Genomic DNA, 16,985 nt, shown 5'->3' with positions numbered 1-16,985 from the left:
ACGGCCCCGCAATTGCGAGGCCGTTCCAGTTTTTCAGTGTTAAGCCAATTAAAGGCTCATATGCGTCCCAAGCGCTTCCATGTCGGCCAGCAGCTTGGCGGCTTCGTCGACGATCGACATATCGTCGCCGCCTTTTGCCGCTTCGTGCGAGGCGCGCGCCTCGGCAATCAGCTGGTCCATATGCGAACGGGTGATTTCCGAAACCGGAACCGCCTTTTCGGCCAGAACCGACAGGCTGTCGCCGTTGATCTGGGCAAACCCGCCGGTGACCAGGTATTCGCTGGACCCTTCGGGTGCCTCAACCTTCAGCAGACCGGGGCGCAGCGTTGTGATGGTGGGGGCGTGATCGGGCATCGCCGTCATGTCCCCGTCCGCGCCGGGAATCTGGACCGCGGTGACCTCGAGCGAAGCAAGGCTCCGCTCGGGGCTGACGAGGTCGAAATGCATCGTGTTTGCCATCAGGGATACTCCTTAGGCGGCTGCTGCTGCCATTTTTTCGGCTTTGGCGATCACTTCGTCGATGCCGCCAACCATCAGGAAGGCTGCCTCGGGCAGGTGATCGTATTCGCCAGCCACAACGGCCTTGAACGACGAGATGGTGACATCCAGAGGAACCTGAACACCCGGCGAGCCGGTGAAGACCTCGGCCACGTCGAACGGTTGCGACAGGAAGCGTTCGATCTTACGGGCACGGGCCACGGTCAGCTTGTCCTCTTCCGACAGTTCGTCCATGCCGAGGATGGCGATGATGTCCTGCAGCGACTTGTAGCGCTGGAGGATCTGCTGAACGTCGGTCGCAACCTTGTAGTGCTCTTCCCCGACGATGGCCGGGTCGAGCAGGCGCGAGGTCGAGTCGAGCGGGTCAACCGCAGGGTAGATACCCTTTTCCGAGATCGCACGGTTGAGAACGGTGGTCGCGTCGAGGTGCGCAAACGAGGTTGCCGGCGCGGGGTCGGTCAAGTCGTCCGCAGGCACGTAGATCGCCTGCACCGAAGTGATCGATCCGGCCTTTGTCGAGGTGATGCGTTCCTGCAGGGCGCCCATGTCGGTGGCCAGTGTCGGCTGGTAGCCCACAGCGGACGGGATACGACCCAGCAGAGCCGAAACCTCGGAACCCGCCTGCGTGAAGCGGAAGATGTTGTCGACGAAGAACAGAACGTCGGTACCGGACTGGTCGCGGAACTGCTCGGCCAGGGTCAGACCGGTCAGAGCAACACGCGCACGCGCACCCGGAGGTTCGTTCATCTGACCGTAAACCAGGGCCACCTGGCTTTCCGACAGGTTGTCCGGCTTGATCACGTTCGATTCGATCATCTCGTGGTAGAGGTCGTTGCCTTCACGGGTCCGTTCACCAACACCCGCAAACACCGAGAAGCCCGAGTGCACTTTTGCGATGTTGTTGATCAGTTCCATGATCAGAACGGTTTTGCCAACGCCGGCGCCGCCGAACAGGCCGATCTTACCGCCTTTGGCGTAAGGGGCCAGCAGGTCAACCACCTTGATGCCGGTAACCAGTACTTCGGACTCGGTCGACTGTTCGGCAAAGGTCGGTGCGGGCTGGTGGATCGCGCGCGCTTCGGTCGCCTCAACCGGACCTTTTTCGTCGATCGGCTCGCCGACCACGTTCAGGATGCGGCCCAGAGTAGCATTGCCGACCGGCACCGAGATCGGTGCGCCGGTGTCGGTGACCACTTCGCCACGGACCAGACCTTCGGTCGCGTCCATCGCGATGGTGCGGACAGTGTTTTCACCCAGGTGCTGAGCAACTTCCAACACCAGGCGCTTGCCGTTGTTGGTGGTTTCCAGCGCGTTCAGAATTTCAGGCAGCTGATCTTCGAAGTGCACGTCGACGACGGCCCCGATGATCTGTGTGACTTTGCCTTTTGCATTCGCCATGTTTCGTCTCCGGTTTGTCTCTACAGCGCCTCGGCGCCGGAAATAATTTCAATCAGCTCGTTGGTGATCACGGCCTGACGCGAGCGGTTGAACTGGATCGTCAGCTTGTCGATCATCTCACCCGCGTTGCGTGTCGCGTTGTCCATTGCGGACATCCGCGCGCCCTGTTCAGACGCTCCGTTTTCGAGCAGAGCCGAGAAGATCGCGGTCGCAACCCCCTTGGGCAGCAGGTCGGCCAGAATGGCCTCTTCGCTGGGCTCGTAGTCGAAAATGGCACCGCTGTCGTCACCTTCCGATTCCTCGAACGAGGCGGGGATGACTTGCTGTGCCGTCGGGATCTGGGTCACAACGTTGACGAACTTCGAGTAGAAGATCGTGGCAACGTCGAACTCGCCCCCGTCGAAGCGGGACAGGATGTCCTTTGCGATGTCCTGCGCGTTGGAATAACCCAGACGCTTGACCTCGCTCAGGTCCACATGCCCAACGAACAGATCGCCAAAATCACGCTTGAGCGCGTCGCGGCCTTTCTTGCCGACGGTCAGAATCTTGACCGTCTTGCCCTTGCCGCGCAGCTCTTCCGCCTTCTGGCGGGCCAGCTTGGCGATGTTCGAGTTGAAGCCGCCACACAGGCCGCGTTCAGCTGTCAACACAACCAGCAGATGGACATCATCACTGCCCGTACCACGGAGCAGCTTGGGGGCGCTGTCGCTGCCCCCAACCGACGCCGCCAGCCCCGCCATCACGGCATTGAACCGCTCGGCATAAGGGCGCGAGGCTTCGGCAGATTCCTGGGCGCGGCGCAGTTTTGCGGCCGCGACCATCTGCATGGCCTTGGTGATCTTGCGGGTCGATTTGACCGACTCGATCCTGTTTTTAAGGTCCTTCAGACTAGGCATCGGAACCTCCTATCAAGCGAAGGTCGCGGCGTATTCGTCGATCGCTGCTTTGAGTTTGTCGGACGCTTCACCTTTGATCTTTGGATCTTCGTCGGTGATCCACTTCAGCAGGTCTGCGTGCTTGCCGCGCAGATGCGCCAGCAGACCGGCCTCGTAGCGGCCAACGTCAGATACATCGATCTTGTCGAGATAGCCGTTGGTGCCAGCGAAGATGACGCAGACGATTTCCGCGTTGGTCAGCGGCGAGTACTGCGGCTGCTTCATCAGCTCGGTCAGGCGCGCACCACGGTTCAGAAGCTGCTGGGTTGCGGCGTCGAGGTCGGAACCAAACTGCGCAAAGGCCGCCATTTCGCGATACTGAGCCAGTTCCAGCTTGACCGGACCGGCAACCGATTTCATCGCGTCGGTCTGAGCCGACGAGCCCACACGCGAAACCGACAGACCGGTGTTCACAGCAGGACGGATGCCCTGATAGAACAGTTCGGTTTCCAGGAAGATCTGACCGTCGGTGATCGAGATCACGTTGGTCGGAATAAAGGCGGAAACGTCACCACCCTGGGTCTCGATAACCGGCAGAGCCGTCAGCGAACCAGCACCGAAGTCTTCGTTCAGCTTTGCCGAACGTTCCAGCAGGCGGGAGTGGAGGTAGAAAACGTCACCCGGATAGGCTTCGCGGCCCGGCGGGCGACGCAGCAACAGCGACATCTGACGATAGGACACGGCCTGTTTCGACAGGTCATCATAGATGATCAGCGCGTGACGGCCATTGTCACGGAAATATTCTGCCATCGCGGTTGCGGCATAGGGTGCCAGGAACTGCATCGGTGCCGGGTCGGACGCGGTTGCGGCGACAACGATCGAATATTCAATCGCACCGGATTCTTCCAGTTTCTTCACCAGCTGGGCAACGGTCGAACGCTTCTGACCGATCGCAACGTAAACGCAGTACAGTTTCTTCGACTCGTCGTCGCCCGCTGCTTCGTTATAGACTTTCTGGTTCAGGATGGTGTCCAGAGCCACGGCGGTTTTACCGGTCTGGCGGTCACCAATGATCAGCTCGCGCTGGCCACGGCCAATCGGGATCATCGCGTCAACCGATTTCAGGCCGGTTGCCATCGGTTCGTGCACCGATTTACGCGGAATGATACCGGGTGCTTTGACGTCTGCAACGCCGCGCTTGGTGGCATTGATCGGACCTTTGCCGTCCAGCGGGTTGCCCAGACCGTCAACAACACGGCCCAGCAGCTCGTCACCGATTGGAACGTCCACGATCGAGTTTGTGCGCTTGACGGTGTCACCTTCTTTGATGTCACGGTCAGAACCGAAGATAACGACACCGACGTTGTCGCTTTCCAAGTTCAGCGCCATCCCCATGATACCGCCGGGGAATTCGACCATCTCACCGGCTTGAACGTTGTCCAGGCCATATACACGGGCAATCCCGTCACCGACGCTCAGCACGCGACCGATCTCGGCCACTTCGGCTTCCTGACCAAAATTCTTGATCTGGTCCTTCAGGATTGCAGAAATCTCTGCAGCTTGGATTCCCATTTATCCGACCTCTTTCATTGCATTCTGTAGGGAGTTCAGCTTCGAACGGATCGAACTGTCGATCATTTTCGAGCCCACTTTGACGACAAGACCGCCGATGAGGCTTTCATCAACGGTCGCATTGATAGTTACGGTCTTGCCCACACGCTCGGACAGCGTCTTGGACAGTTTTTCCAGTTGTGTCTTGGTCAGCGCCTTGGCCGAGGCGACATCGGCGGTCACTTCGCCACGCTCATCAGCCAGCATGTCACGCAGCACCTGCACCAGTTGCGGCACAACAAACAGGCGGCGTTTCTGCGCCATCAGAGCCAGCGTGTTGCGCAGGATGGCGTTCAGCCCCATCTTGTCAGCAACAGCGGCAATTGCTCCTTCCTGCTCGGCCCGCGAAATCAAAGGCGATGCGATCAGGTCACGCAGGTCGGCACTGTCGCCCAGTGCTGCTGCCAGATCGTTGATGCCGGATTCCAGACCCGCAAGGTCATTATTCTCTTTTGCGATCTCGAAGATCGCGGTGGCATAGCGCTCGGCGATGCCTGTGGAAATCGAAGCTGGTTCGGACACGTCCACCCTTCCGATATTTGAGGCCCCGATTTTGGGTAGCGGCCGCTACCTTGGGGCGTGAGGAAACCCCGGCCAGACGGTCGGGGATCAAAATCACCGGGGATGTAGCAGAGGTGAACCAACCAAGCAATACGCTATAGCGGTAACGGATTTATCCACAAAATGTTAATTTACATACACTTACATCAAGTGCGACCGTTTGGACCGGTTGCGGCAGTTGAAAAATGTTACGAATATGCAGGTTTTTGCGATTCCTGTGACTTTTTTCTCGCGAATTTGTCACTTTGGGATGCACGCGGTTGTCATGCAGGCTTTAGCAGACCGTCCAGCGCCTTGATCGGCTTCCTGATGGCATCTTTAGTGACATTACCCCGAGGCGGGTGAATGTTCTTTGTGACCTCGACCATCAACACCCCGCCTGCCATGACAGTTGGAATGCGCTGCCCGGTTTTTTCGATCAGACTGCCCGATTTCAACCAGAACCGCCGGAAGGATGGCGGCATGTAAAGAGCCGAGCAATGCGCCTCGGGCAGGAAGTAGTGTGATCTGAGCTGATTTTCCAGCTGGGTGGCGGAATAGGGACGACCAAAGCCAAATGGCGTTTTGTCCGTACGTGACCACAGACCCGCCCGGTTCGGAACAACGAACACGGCCCTGCCACCGGGGCCCAGAACGCGCCAGCATTCCTCCAGCAGCTGGTTTGGCCGCTCGGACGTTTCCAGCCCGTGCATCACCACCAGCTTGTCCACGTGACCGGTTTCAATGGGCCACCGGGTTTCTTCTGTCAGCACCGAGACATTGGGCATCCCCGCAGGCCAGGGCATCACGCCCTGCGGGCCGGGCATCAGCCCGATGACCCGGCGCGCACCGGCCAGATAAGGGCGCAATAGCGGCACGGCAAAGCCAAAACCGGCAACGGTCTGACCTTTGGCTTCGGGCCAGAGCTCGGTCAGCCGCCCGCGAATAGCTGCCTGTGCCGCGCGCCCAAGGGTGCTGCGGTAGTAGAAGTTCCTCAGATCCTGCACATCAAGATGCATTGCGGACATCCGGTCAATCGGCTTAGCTGGGCGCAGTCTAGCAATGAAAGGGCAAAAGGCCATGCCTCTTGAAATCGTTACAATCCCGTGCCTCAGCGACAATTACGCCTTTCTGGCCCATGACAGCGGCAATGGCCAGACTGCGCTGATCGATGCGCCCGAAGCCGCGCCGATTCTTGCAGCACTGGAAGATCGGGGATGGAGCTTGTCACATGTGCTGCTGACCCATCATCACTGGGATCACGTTGAAGGGCTGCCCGAAATTCTGACCCATCACCCCGCAAAGGTCATCGGTGCGGCCGCCGACGCGCACCGCCTGCCCCCGCTGGACCAGCAGGTTGCCGAAGGCGACAGCTTTGAGGTGGGTGGCGAACTGGTCGAGGTGCTGGACGTTTCGGGGCACACGGTTGGTCATGTCGCGTTTTATCTTCCGCAAAGCGCGGTCGTCTTTACCGCTGACAGCCTGATGGCCCTCGGGTGTGGGCGTCTGTTCGAAGGCAGCCCGGCGCAGATGTGGGCGTCGCTGAGCAAGCTGGCCGCTTTGCCGGACGACACCCTTGTCTGTTCGGGGCATGAATATACACAATCCAACGCGAAATTCGCCATTACCGTCGATCCCGAGAACGCTGCGCTGAAACAGCGAATTGCCGATATCGACCGCGCCCGCGCCGCTGGCGAAGCCACTGTTCCGTCGATTTTGGCGCTTGAAAAAGCCACCAACCCGTTTCTGAGGGCCACTGATCCGGCGATTCAGGCCCATCTTGGTATGGTAAACGCCGATCCTGTGGCGGTTTTCGCCGAAATTCGGGGTAGAAAAGACAGGTTCTGATGCTTATTTGCCCCTCTTCACGGCCACGGTCACAACAAATGTGACTGTCAAGTGAAAGAAAACCCTTGAAGCCGGGCCACGATCAACCAAACTCTAATAGTATGAGGACATGGTTGGGATGGGGTTCCGGCCGAAAGCCCGCCCCCTTCTGACCCAAGACAGAGGAGCACCCGCGTGCCTTCATTCTCGAGCACACTGGAACAAGCCATCCACGCGGCCCTTGCGGCTGCGAATGAACGGCGACACGAATTTGCAACGCTGGAGCATTTGCTGCTGGCGCTTCTGGAAGAACCCGATGCGGTGCGCGTCATGAAAGCGTGCAGCGTTGATCTGGACGAGTTGCGCAGCACTCTGGTTGAGTTCATCGACGAGGACCTATCGAATCTGGTCACGGATATTGACGGGTCCGAAGCCGTACCAACGGCAGCGTTCCAGCGCGTTATTCAACGCGCCGCGATTCATGTACAAAGCTCGGGCCGGACCGAAGTGACCGGTGCCAATGTGCTGGTCGCGATATTCGCTGAACGCGAAAGCAATGCCGCCTATTTCCTGCAGGAACAGGACATGACCCGGTATGACGCGGTCAATTTCATCGCCCATGGCGTGGCCAAAGACCCTGCGTATGGCGAAAGCCGGTCGGTGTCCGGAGCGGATCAGGTGGAAGAAGAAGCTCAATCAGGTTCCGGCGACACGGAACAAAAGGAAAGTGCGCTTGGGAAATACTGCATTGACCTGAACGCGAAATCGCGTGCGGGTGATGTCGATCCGCTGATAGGGCGGGCGGATGAGGTGGAACGCTGCATCCAGGTGCTGTGCCGCCGCCGCAAGAACAACCCGCTGCTGGTGGGCGATCCGGGCGTGGGCAAAACCGCCATCGCCGAAGGTCTGGCGCACAAGATCGTCGCCGGAGAGGCGCCGGATGTCTTGGCAAACACCACCATCTACTCGCTGGACATGGGTGCGCTGCTGGCCGGGACCCGTTATCGCGGCGATTTCGAGGAACGCCTGAAAGCGGTTGTAACCGAGCTGGAAGAGCACCCCGACGCGGTGCTGTTCATCGACGAAATTCACACCGTGATCGGTGCCGGTGCAACCTCGGGCGGGGCAATGGATGCCTCGAACCTGCTGAAGCCTGCGTTGCAGGGCGGCAAGCTGCGCACCATGGGCTCGACCACCTACAAAGAGTTTCGCCAGCATTTCGAGAAGGACCGAGCCCTGTCGCGCCGGTTCCAGAAGATCGATGTGAACGAGCCTTCGGTTGAAGACAGCGTCAAGATCCTGCGCGGTCTGAAGCCTTATTTCGAAAAACATCACGACATCAAATACACCGCTGATGCGATCAAAACCGCGGTCGAGCTGTCGGCACGTTACATCAACGACCGCAAGCTGCCCGACAAGGCCATCGACGTGATTGACGAGGCTGGCGCGGCGCAGCATCTGGTGGCGGAAAGCAAACGGCGCAAGACCATTGGTGTCAAAGAGATTGAGGCCGTGGTTGCCAAGATCGCCCGCATCCCGCCCAAGAACGTCACCAAGGACGATGCCGAGGTGCTGAAAGATCTCGAAGCCTCGCTGAAACGGGTGGTGTTTGGGCAGAATCTGGCGATCGAGGCACTGGCCAGCGCAATCAAACTGGCCCGTGCCGGCCTGCGGGAACCCGAAAAGCCCATCGGCAACTATCTGTTTGCCGGCCCGACCGGTGTAGGCAAGACCGAGGTGGCGAAGCAGCTTGCGGATACGCTGGGCGTTGAACTGCTGCGTTTCGACATGTCGGAATACATGGAGAAACACGCGGTCAGCCGTCTGATCGGCGCACCTCCGGGCTATGTCGGGTTCGATCAGGGGGGCCTGCTGACCGACGGTGTCGACCAGCATCCACATTGTGTGTTGCTGCTGGACGAGATTGAAAAGGCGCACCCGGACGTGTTCAACATCCTGTTGCAGGTGATGGACCATGGGGAACTGACCGACCACAACGGCCGTACGGTGAACTTCCGCAACGTGGTGCTGATCATGACCTCGAACGCGGGGGCGCAAGAGCAGGCCAAGGCCGCGATCGGGTTCGGTCGTGACCGTCGCGAGGGCGAAGACACCGCCGCGATTGAACGCATGTTCACGCCGGAATTCCGCAACCGTCTGGATGCCGTGATCTCGTTCGCGCCGCTGCCGAAAGAGGTCATTTTGCAGGTGGTCGAGAAATTCGTCCTGCAACTGGAAGCGCAGTTGCTGGATCGTGGTGTGACCATTGATCTGACACCCAAAGCCGCCGAATGGCTGGCGGATAAAGGGTATGACGACAAGATGGGTGCGCGCCCGCTGGGCCGCGTCATTCAGGAATACATCAAGAAACCGCTGGCCGAAGAGTTGTTGTTTGGCAAGCTGGCAAAAGGTGGTGTGGTCCGTGTCTCGGTCAAGAAGGGTGATCTGGATCTTGAGATCCTTGGCCCGGATCAACCGCGCATTTCGGGTGACAAGCCTCCGCTTCTGACGGCGGACTGATCGCCCGCCGCATTTATCAGAAAACCCGCCTACCAAGGCGGGTTTTTTTTGTTTCGCCCAGCACAGGCAAGGACTTATCTGCTCAACCGGGGGCGCGTTAGCTATCTCGGTTAGGCTGCGTGTGAAACGTCTGGCGGACATGCACCGCCTTGATTTTCCAACGGTTCGGGTCGCTGGGGTCGGTATCGCCAATAACCGGTTGCGGATCGGCTGTTTGTTTTCGTGGCTGCTAAGGGCCAGTGACCTTACCTTTCGGTCAGCTTCAACTCGATCCGGCGGTTTTGCGCGTGTGCCTCGGGCGTGTCAGCGGGGTTTACGGGCTGGAATTCACCAAACCCGTTGGCTGCAAGACGGTTGGGCGGAATGCCCAGTGCGTCAACCATATAGCGCACAACCGACAGCGCGCGACCCTGGCTGAGCTCCCAGTTGTCGCGATACCTGCCCGACCCGGCCAGAGGAACGTTGTCGGTGTGGCCGTCGACCCGGATCACCCAGTTCAGACCGGGCGGGATTTCAGCGGCAACACTGCGCAGGATGCTGGCCACCTTGGCGACTTCCTGCTGCCCTTCTGCGGACAGCACGGCGGACCCGGTCGGAAACAGAACCTCGGACGAGAACACGAACCGGTCGCCTTCGATGCGCACCCCTTCCTGACCGCCAAGGACGTCCCGCAAACGACCAAAGAATTCCGAGCGATAGCGTTGCAGGTCCTCGGCCTGTGCCGCCAGTTCCTGGTTCTGCCCGGCCAGAGCCTCGGCCTCGGCCTCAAGGCGCAGGCGTTCCGCTTCTTCCAGCAGTCGGCGCCTGCGTTCTTCGGATGCGGCACGGGCCAGTGCGGCGTTCAGGTCCTGCCCTAAGGTCTGAATCTGCACCTCGGCGGCGGCGTTGCGTTCTTCGAAATCATCAAGCAAAGCCTGCAAAGAGCCCAATTGCCCGCGCAGGGCGGCGATCTGCTGGTTCAGCAGGGCGGCCTCTCGCTGCGCCTCGGCAGAGATTTCTTTTTCATCCGAAAGCGTCGCATTGGCGAGGTCCAATAAGGCCTGCCGCTGCTCGGCCAGAGAGCGTTGCGCATCGGCATCCGCCTGCGCTTGCGTCTGCGCCTGCAAAGCGGCTTCAAGCTGGGCCCGCAGTTCATCGGGATTCACGTCACCAAACTGACGCTCCAACGCGGCACGCGCCGCCTGTGCTGCGGCCAACAGGGTGAGTGTGTCTTCAGCCTCTTTGCGTTGCGCTTCGAGTGCGAGTGTCATTGCCGTCAGTTCGGCATCGGCATCCTGAAGGCGGTTACGCAGTGCCTCGGCGGCGGCGGCTTCGGCCAGACGGGCGACCTCTTCATCGCTGAGCTGCTGTTCAAGGGAGGTGATCTGGGCGTCCCGGTCGGCGCTGCCTTGCTCCAGATCCGCCACCAGCGCTTCCAGTGCTTCCCGGCGGGCAGCGGCCAAACGGGCGGCTTCGGTCTGCGCGTCGATTTCCTCGCGGCTTTGGGCAAGCGCCAGGTTCAGCGCCTCTTGCTCGGTCAACAGTTGCGCGCGCTGCGTTTCAAGCGCTGCAATATCGCCCAGTGCCCGTTCCTGTTCGGCCAGCAGGGCGGCAACTTGCGCTTCGAAGTTGGTGATCCGGGTCTGTGCCTGATCCAATGCGGCAGCCTGACGGTCGCGCTCGGTGGTCAGTGACGCGATCAGTGACTGGGCTTGCGCGAGATCGTCTTCAGCCCGCGACAGGGTGGTGTTCAACGCCCCAAGTCGCGCCTGCAACCGGCTGTTTTCGCGTTCTTCCAGCCCCAGCGCGCCCGCCAGAGCTGCGATTTCGTCGGCCAATGTGGTCAGTTCGTCTTCCTGACCCGAGATGGTTTCGCGCAGCACAAACTGGATCACCATGAAGATGGTCAGCACAAAGGTCAGCACCATCAACAGCCCCGTCATCGCGTCGACGAAACCGGGCCAGACCGAGCCCTGGAACCGTTGACCGGTGCGGCGGGACAGCGCCATGGGTTATTCTCCTTCCGGCGTGGTACGCACCGCACCGCGCGGCAGGGTCAGCGCCTTGACCAGCAGTTCTATATCCTTTCGGAACTCGTTCATGCTTTCCTGACGGCCCGCCGAAATCTCTTCGAGGATACGCAGCAGCTGCACATCCATCGAGCGCAGGCGCATCCGGCTTTCGGCGTCGATGCCTTCACCCGCGCCGTGATCGCGCATGTGATCCAGCAGGGCTTCCTGACCCAGCGCCACGCGTTCCAAAGCCGAGGTGACGCCTTCGGTATTGGCCTGACGGTTGTTCATCTCACCGATCACATCGACCAGCAAACCCAACTTGGCGGAAACCTCGGCGCGCTCGCTTTCCTGCGCTGAAAACAGATCCTGCAACGCATCCATCTGTTCGGACATAGCGTCCAGCACCGGCGTGAGCACGGCAATTTCGGCACCGCCTTCTTCTCCACCCGCGAAACCTACACGGGTGATCGAAGACAGCCATTCCTCGAGCTCGCGATAGAAGCGGTTCTGGCCGTGCCCTGCGAAAACTTCGAGCAGACCGACGATCAGCGACCCGGCCAGACCCAGCAGAGACGATCCGAACGCAACGCCCATCCCCTGCAACTGCGCCTCGAGCCCGGTCATCAGGCGGTTGAACACGGCCAGCCCTTCTTCGCCCTCTTGCGGATTAAGGCTGCGGATCGTATCAACGATGGCAGGTACGGTTGTCGCCAAACCGAAGAATGTGCCCAAAAGACCCAGATAGATCAGTACGTTGGTGATATAGCGGGTGATCTCCCGCTCTTCCTCGACCCGTTCGGCTACGGAATCCAGAATCGAGCGGGTTGAAGTGGAGCTGATCTGCGACCGCGCGCCCCGTTCGCGCAGCAATGAGGCCAAAGGAGCCAGCAATTGCGGCGTGCGGGCGTCTTCGCGAACAACACCGCCGACGAAGGCCTCGATCCAGCGTACGGATCCGATCAGTTGCGTCACCTGATAGAAACAGGCAAGAACGCCGATCAGAAAAACCATCAGGATGAAGCCGTTCAGGTACGGGTTGGCGAAGAACACCGGTAACACATAGGGCAGCGCCAGAAACACACCCAGCCCGGACAGGCCGATCGCCATCAACATCAACAGAATCTGCCGTGTTGGATGCGAGAAATGGGGTCTCGCGCCCTGATGTGCCTGCGCCATGCGCGTGGTTCCCGGTATTTGCCTGCTCTGCGTCGAAACTAGCGAAATTCCACTGGTGACGCCAAGAGTTTATGCGGTAATACTGCGCACCCGTTGCGCCAACCACTCAAGATCGGCGTCGCGCAGGCCGATCTCGGCCAGATGTTCGGCGGTATTGTACAGGTATTCGTCATTCGGGCCGCGCCCGCCAACCGCATGGGCGATGATCCGGGCCTGATCCTCCAACGGCATCCCGCCGCAATACTGCACATGGTCGGCATCGATCACATAGGTCACGGCGTTGACAATGTCGCCATTTTCCAGATGCACATCCAGCATACGTTCGACATAGGCCGACGAGATCAGCTCGCGCTCGCGCAGTTCGTGCAGGGTGCGGTCTTCGTGACCGGTTTCAACCGCAAGGGCCAGACCGGTGCAGGTCGCGTTTGCCTGTTCGTCCAGCGCCAGCACCAGCCCCGGTTCTTCCTCGGTTCCCCGGTGGTGGATCGAGCTCATGCAGAAGGACCGGGCATAGCCATGCAGTGTCGCGCGTTCGCTGCGCGCGACCGGAAAGCCCGGATTCCACAGCAGCGATCCATAACCGAAAACCCACATCGTCATTGCACTGGTCCTTGCCCGTTTGGGCCTATAAACATCAATTCCGAGGCAGGAAAAAGGGCCAAAGCTCATGCGCCGTGTCATACGAGTGATCATTTTTATCGGCGTCCTGTGGAGCGCATATTGGTTTGTCGCCGGATATGGTCTGCGCGCGGCAATCACTGGCTGGTTTGATCAACAACAGGCGCGCGGCTGGCTGGCTGATTTCTCGGACGTGGCAACGGCAGGGTATCCGACCCATCACGTGACTCGTCTGAACAACCCTGCCCTTGCAGATCCGGTGAATGGCACAGCCTGGCGTGCGGACTGGATCGAATTCGAAAGCCCCGCGATCTGGCCCGGCCGGCAGGTGCTGCGGTTTGCCGAGACGCCGCAACGACTGTCTTACTACGATCAAACCTCAACGATTGTCGCCGATGAATTGATTGCAGAACTACAGTTGCAGCCCGGCGTTTCGCTTGTGCTTGAGAAACTGGCGCTGACGGCAGGGGCATGGTCGGTGACCGAGAACACCACTGCACTGGCCGCCGGGGACACCCTGAGCCTGATCATGGCGCAAACATCCCTGCCCGAAGCCTATGCCATTACCGCCCGCGCGGATGGGTTCACACCCGGCGACCGGTTGCGGGCCCTTATGAATTCGGCCGCGTCGCTGCCGCAGTCCTTCGAAACGCTGGAACTGGACATGGTCACCACGTTCAGCAAAGTCTGGGACAGGTCGGCGCTGGAGGACAGCAGACCGCAGCCCGTGGCCATCGACCTGCGACTGGCCGAGATCAAATGGGGTGGGTTGCGTCTGTTTGCGGCTGGGAAACTGGATGTAGACGCGCAGGGTGTTCCCAGTGGTGAGATCGCCGTCAAAGCCGAGAACTGGCGTGATATGATCGACATGGCAAACGCGGCAGGCGCCCTGCCCGATCAGGCGGTTGATCCTGTCACCCGTGCACTGAACTTTCTGGCAGGGCTGGGCGGCAACCCCAACGCACTGGACCTTCGGCTAAACTTCCGGGATGGTTTTGTCGCTCTGGGGCCGGTGCCGCTGGGCCCTGCTCCGCGGCTGATCTTGCGTTAACGGCAATACGCTCCGCTGCGGTAGCGTGCCGTATCCAGATGGAAATGATCGCGATGGTAGCTGTCCGAGTTCGGCCCCAAAACGGTGCCGAACGGGCCACACGCGCCGCGCCAGATCTTCTGCAATTGCTTCTTTGACGGGTTCTTGCGCCATCCTTCCAAGACGGTCACCACCTCGCCATCGGCCATTTTGAAGGCTGAAATATCGATGGCCCGTCCTTTGCCGTGCTCGGAAATCCGCGCGCCTTTGCGGTTGTTGCGGGTTCGGCAGGCATAATGAGCCGCCACCTGCAACTCGACCACGGGGCCGCGGCGTTTGAAGGTGGGTTTGACTGTCTTGTCGACCCATTTGTTCAGCGCAACGGCGGTGCCGCAATCCATTGTCGACGGGCGGCTGAGTGCCACACCGGAAACAGAGGTGATCTGCACCGCATCTTTTACGCCACAGGCTGAATTCTCGCTGCCGACCCTTCCGACGGGCTTGCCCTGAATGGCGATATCTCCGCAAACGGACCCTTTGCGCAGTTTGTGTTTTTTGAAAAGCACCTGCTGTTCAAGCGATTCAGGTCTCATGTTAGGCATCAGCGAGGTGTCGGGCCCCAGCAGCGGCAAATCCGAAGGTCGCGCCAGTGCAGCAGTGACCTGCGGTGAAACCGGACGTGAGATGGGGCGCAGATCGGTTATGACCGCGACGGACACCGGGGCAACGGCGGACACAACCTGCACGTTTTGCTGGTCCAGAATCGGACGTGCAGGTGGGACCAGAGATCGTTCCAGAGGGGCTGCCTGTGTGGCCACGGCGCACAACGCCATGATCCCGATCAGAAATTGCCCCCGGTATGACCTCATGAACCTGCCTTTCCCCGCCCGAAATCCGGAGCATCCGTGTCCTGCCCCGCATCGATGATGCCGCGACGAATAGCACGGGTATGGGTGAAGTAGTCAAACAAATGTTCCCCGTCCCCGGTGCGGATGGCACGTTGCAGCGCAAACAGCTCCTCCGTGAACCGGCCCAGGATTTCCAGCGTCGCATCTTTGTTGGACAGGAACACATCACGCCACATGGTCGGGTCAGATGCCGCAATGCGGGTGAAATCCCGGAAACCCGCAGCCGAGTATTTGATCACTTCACTATCGGTCACCCGGCGCAGATCGTCGGCCACACCAACCATCGTGTAGGCGATCAGGTGCGGCGCATGGGACGTGACGGCCAGAACCAGATCGTGATGATCGGCGTCCATCTCATCCACATGGGACCCCATACCTTCCCACAACGCCCGAAGGCGGGCGATTGCATCCGGGTCGGTCCCTTCGACAGGCACCAGCAGGCACCAGCGATTGTCGAACAATTTTGCGAAACCCGATTCCGGACCGGAATGCTCTGTCCCAGCCAAAGGATGCGCGGGAATGAAATGCACACCTTCGGGGATATGCGGCTGAACCGCCTGAATGACATGCCGCTTGACCGACCCCACGTCCGACAGGGTCGCGCCGGGCTTGAGCACGGGCGCGATGTCTTCTGCGACGGCCCCCATTGCCCCCACGGGCACGCAAAGAACGACAAGATCCGCACCTTCGACCGCTTCGCGCGCCGTGTCACAGACGCGGTCGCACAGCCCGATTCTGCGCGCCGTGTCACGTGTCGCCTCGGACCGGGCATAGCCGGTCACTTCCCCGGCCAGGCCTCCACGCTTGATCGCCCAGAACATGGAGGAGGCAATCAGGCCAAGCCCGATCAGCGCAACCCGGTCGTAAATCTGGCTCATGCTGCGCCCTCTTTGAATGCTGTAATCACCGCAACGACGCGGCGGCAGGCTTCCTCATCGCCCACGGTGATCCGCAGGGCATTCGGCAGGTTGTAGCCTGCAACCCGGCGGACAATCAAACCCTGCGTCTTCAGATAGTCGTCACAGGCCTCGGCCTCGGTCCTGTCGGCAAAACGCGCGAGGATGAAATTGGTGCAGGACGGGTCCGAGGGCACGCCGATCTTGTCCAGCTCCTCGGCCAGCCACACTCGCAGGCGCGCATTTTCAGATTGGCAGAACGTCAGGAAATCGACGTCGCTGATCGCTGCTTCGGCTGCGGCCAGGGCTGTCAAAGACAGGTTGAAGGGCTGACGCACCCGGTTCAGAACATCGATAATCGATTGGTGCGCATACCCCCAGCCGACCCGCATCCCGCCCAACCCGTACACTTTCGAGAATGTGCGGGTCATGATCACGTTCTCATACGCATCCACCAATGACGCGCCACCATCGAAACCGTCGACGAATTCGGCATAGGCGCCATCCAAGACCATCAGGCAGGTATCAGGCAGATCCTGCGCCAGACGGTCCAGTTCGTCGTTCGAGATCATGGTCGAGGTCGGGTTACCGGGGTTGGTGACAAACACGATCCGCGTTTGGCTGGTTGCGGCGGCCAGAATGGCATCCACATCAACTTTGCGGTCGCGCTCGGCCACCATGACCGGCGTGGCACCTGCCATGCGGGCAATGATCGGGTACATGGAGAACCCGTGCTCGGTATAGACCACCTCATCCCCCGGCCCTGCATAGGCCTGAGCGATGAATTGCAGCACCTCGTCGCTGCCGACACCGCAGATGATCTGCGCAGGGTCCAGCCCGTGACGTGCGCCGATGGCCGCGCGCAAACTGGCGTGGTCGGTGTTGGGGTACCGATGCAAATTTGCCGCGCTGTCGCGCACCGCCTCAATTGCCTTGGGGCTGGGGCCGAACGGGTTCTCGTTCGAGCTCAGCTTGATCACATGCTCAACCCCCGCCACATGCGACTGGCCGCCCTGATAAAGCGCGATGTCCATAATGCCGGGTTGCGGGGTGATCTTGGTCATGAGAGGCTCCGTTGATTGGGCCCCTCATAC

General features: G+C 60.2%; 15 protein-coding genes. 3 read left to right on the top strand and 12 right to left on the bottom strand.

Annotated features, from left to right (window positions below; genetic code table 11):
• Positions 1-48: 48 nt before the first annotated feature.
• The 6 genes from ACR0BZ_RS00305 to ACR0BZ_RS00280 form a co-directional block, all read right to left on the bottom strand.
• Positions 49-459 carry a F0F1 ATP synthase subunit epsilon gene (locus ACR0BZ_RS00305; RefSeq protein ID WP_480565317.1) on the bottom strand — a complete coding sequence of 137 codons (411 nt, stop codon included), beginning with the start codon at positions 457-459 and terminating at the stop codon, positions 49-51.
• A gap of 12 nt (positions 460-471) precedes the next feature.
• On the bottom strand, positions 472-1,896 hold the full coding sequence (atpD, locus tag ACR0BZ_RS00300; protein WP_209504802.1) for a F0F1 ATP synthase subunit beta: 1,425 nt from the start codon (positions 1,894-1,896) through the stop codon (positions 472-474).
• Between the two features lie 20 nt (positions 1,897-1,916).
• Positions 1,917-2,792: a F0F1 ATP synthase subunit gamma gene (locus ACR0BZ_RS00295; RefSeq protein ID WP_480482282.1), complete on the bottom strand. Its 876-nt coding sequence runs from the start codon at positions 2,790-2,792 to the stop codon at positions 1,917-1,919.
• 12 nt (positions 2,793-2,804) lie between these two features.
• Entirely contained in the window at positions 2,805-4,343 is a 1,539-nt protein-coding gene (gene atpA / locus ACR0BZ_RS00290; protein WP_480475432.1) for a F0F1 ATP synthase subunit alpha, read from the bottom strand.
• Positions 4,344-4,904, bottom strand: coding sequence for a F0F1 ATP synthase subunit delta (locus ACR0BZ_RS00285; RefSeq protein WP_209598051.1), 561 nt, complete (start codon positions 4,902-4,904; stop codon positions 4,344-4,346).
• Between the two features lie 302 nt (positions 4,905-5,206).
• Positions 5,207-5,941: a class I SAM-dependent methyltransferase gene (locus ACR0BZ_RS00280; RefSeq protein ID WP_480919452.1), complete on the bottom strand. Its 735-nt coding sequence runs from the start codon at positions 5,939-5,941 to the stop codon at positions 5,207-5,209.
• A gap of 61 nt (positions 5,942-6,002) precedes the next feature.
• Between ACR0BZ_RS00280 and gloB the strand changes: the two genes are divergently transcribed.
• Positions 6,003-6,770, top strand: a complete 768-nt coding sequence (gene gloB, locus ACR0BZ_RS00275; protein ID WP_480919153.1) for a hydroxyacylglutathione hydrolase — start codon at positions 6,003-6,005, stop codon at positions 6,768-6,770.
• A 174-nt stretch (positions 6,771-6,944) separates the two neighbouring features.
• Positions 6,945-9,269, top strand: coding sequence for an ATP-dependent Clp protease ATP-binding subunit ClpA (gene clpA, locus ACR0BZ_RS00270; RefSeq protein WP_267363009.1), 2,325 nt, complete (start codon positions 6,945-6,947; stop codon positions 9,267-9,269).
• Positions 9,270-9,514: 245 nt separating this feature from the next.
• Here clpA and ACR0BZ_RS00265 read toward each other — a convergent pair whose 3' ends face one another.
• The 3 genes from ACR0BZ_RS00265 to ACR0BZ_RS00255 all read right to left on the bottom strand — a co-directional run bounded on the left by ACR0BZ_RS00265 (position 9,515) and on the right by ACR0BZ_RS00255 (position 13,039).
• Positions 9,515-11,257 (bottom strand): peptidoglycan -binding protein, encoded by a 1,743-nt coding sequence (locus ACR0BZ_RS00265; RefSeq protein ID WP_480919152.1) that lies wholly within the window; start codon positions 11,255-11,257, stop codon positions 9,515-9,517.
• Between the two features lie 3 nt (positions 11,258-11,260).
• The gene (locus tag ACR0BZ_RS00260; RefSeq protein ID WP_209504810.1) at positions 11,261-12,439 is read right to left on the bottom strand and encodes a biopolymer transporter ExbB; all 1,179 of its coding nucleotides are present in this window, start codon (positions 12,437-12,439) and stop codon (positions 11,261-11,263) included.
• Between the two features lie 69 nt (positions 12,440-12,508).
• The gene (locus tag ACR0BZ_RS00255) at positions 12,509-13,039 is read right to left on the bottom strand and encodes a gamma-glutamylcyclotransferase (protein WP_480487542.1); all 531 of its coding nucleotides are present in this window, start codon (positions 13,037-13,039) and stop codon (positions 12,509-12,511) included.
• Positions 13,040-13,106: 67 nt separating this feature from the next.
• Here ACR0BZ_RS00255 and ACR0BZ_RS00250 point away from each other — a divergent pair, with 67 nt between their 5' ends.
• Positions 13,107-14,108: a DUF2125 domain-containing protein gene (locus tag ACR0BZ_RS00250; protein WP_480919151.1), complete on the top strand. Its 1,002-nt coding sequence runs from the start codon at positions 13,107-13,109 to the stop codon at positions 14,106-14,108.
• On the opposite strand, the gene ACR0BZ_RS00245 is transcribed toward ACR0BZ_RS00250, so the two are convergent.
• The 3 genes from ACR0BZ_RS00245 to hisC are packed head-to-tail and all read right to left on the bottom strand — an operon-like array spanning position 14,105 to position 16,955.
• Complete coding sequence (locus ACR0BZ_RS00245; RefSeq protein WP_480919150.1) at positions 14,105-14,956, bottom strand: extensin-like domain-containing protein; 852 nt, start codon at positions 14,954-14,956, stop codon at positions 14,105-14,107. The two genes, ACR0BZ_RS00250 and ACR0BZ_RS00245, sit on opposite strands and share 4 nt — an antisense overlap.
• Positions 14,953-15,873 (bottom strand): prephenate/arogenate dehydrogenase family protein, encoded by a 921-nt coding sequence (locus ACR0BZ_RS00240; protein WP_267365625.1) that lies wholly within the window; start codon positions 15,871-15,873, stop codon positions 14,953-14,955. The genes ACR0BZ_RS00245 and ACR0BZ_RS00240 overlap by 4 nt, the downstream gene beginning before the upstream one ends.
• The gene (hisC, locus tag ACR0BZ_RS00235; RefSeq protein WP_480870041.1) at positions 15,870-16,955 is read right to left on the bottom strand and encodes a histidinol-phosphate transaminase; all 1,086 of its coding nucleotides are present in this window, start codon (positions 16,953-16,955) and stop codon (positions 15,870-15,872) included. The genes ACR0BZ_RS00240 and hisC overlap by 4 nt, the downstream gene beginning before the upstream one ends.
• Positions 16,956-16,985: the final 30 nt, after the last annotated feature.

This window comes from Ruegeria sp. P8, assembly GCF_056534665.1.
Note: the sequence above shows the minus strand (reverse complement) of the source record. Positions and strands in the feature narration are given on the sequence as shown.

Bases quoted from the DNA above. Each gene is read 5' to 3' on its own strand.
- atpD (WP_209504802.1), bottom strand. From the start codon at position 1,896: ATGGCGAATGCAAAAGGCAAAGTCACACAGATCATCGGGGCCGTCGTC.
- ACR0BZ_RS00295 (WP_480482282.1), bottom strand. From the start codon at position 2,792: ATGCCTAGTCTGAAGGACCTTAAAAACAGGATCGAGTCGGTCAAATCG.
- ACR0BZ_RS00280 (WP_480919452.1), bottom strand. From the start codon at position 5,941: ATGCATCTTGATGTGCAGGATCTGAGGAACTTCTACTACCGCAGCACC.
- ACR0BZ_RS00265 (WP_480919152.1), bottom strand. From the start codon at position 11,257: ATGGCGCTGTCCCGCCGCACCGGTCAACGGTTCCAGGGCTCGGTCTGG.
- ACR0BZ_RS00250 (WP_480919151.1), top strand. From the start codon at position 13,107: ATGCGCCGTGTCATACGAGTGATCATTTTTATCGGCGTCCTGTGGAGC.
- hisC (WP_480870041.1), bottom strand. From the start codon at position 16,955: ATGACCAAGATCACCCCGCAACCCGGCATTATGGACATCGCGCTTTAT.
- atpA (WP_480475432.1), bottom strand. From the start codon at position 4,343: ATGGGAATCCAAGCTGCAGAGATTTCTGCAATCCTGAAGGACCAGATC.
- gloB (WP_480919153.1), top strand. From the start codon at position 6,003: ATGCCTCTTGAAATCGTTACAATCCCGTGCCTCAGCGACAATTACGCC.
- ACR0BZ_RS00255 (WP_480487542.1), bottom strand. From the start codon at position 13,039: ATGACGATGTGGGTTTTCGGTTATGGATCGCTGCTGTGGAATCCGGGC.
- ACR0BZ_RS00305 (WP_480565317.1), bottom strand. From the start codon at position 459: ATGGCAAACACGATGCATTTCGACCTCGTCAGCCCCGAGCGGAGCCTT.
- ACR0BZ_RS00240 (WP_267365625.1), bottom strand. From the start codon at position 15,873: ATGAGCCAGATTTACGACCGGGTTGCGCTGATCGGGCTTGGCCTGATT.
- ACR0BZ_RS00260 (WP_209504810.1), bottom strand. From the start codon at position 12,439: ATGGCGCAGGCACATCAGGGCGCGAGACCCCATTTCTCGCATCCAACA.
- ACR0BZ_RS00245 (WP_480919150.1), bottom strand. From the start codon at position 14,956: ATGAGGTCATACCGGGGGCAATTTCTGATCGGGATCATGGCGTTGTGC.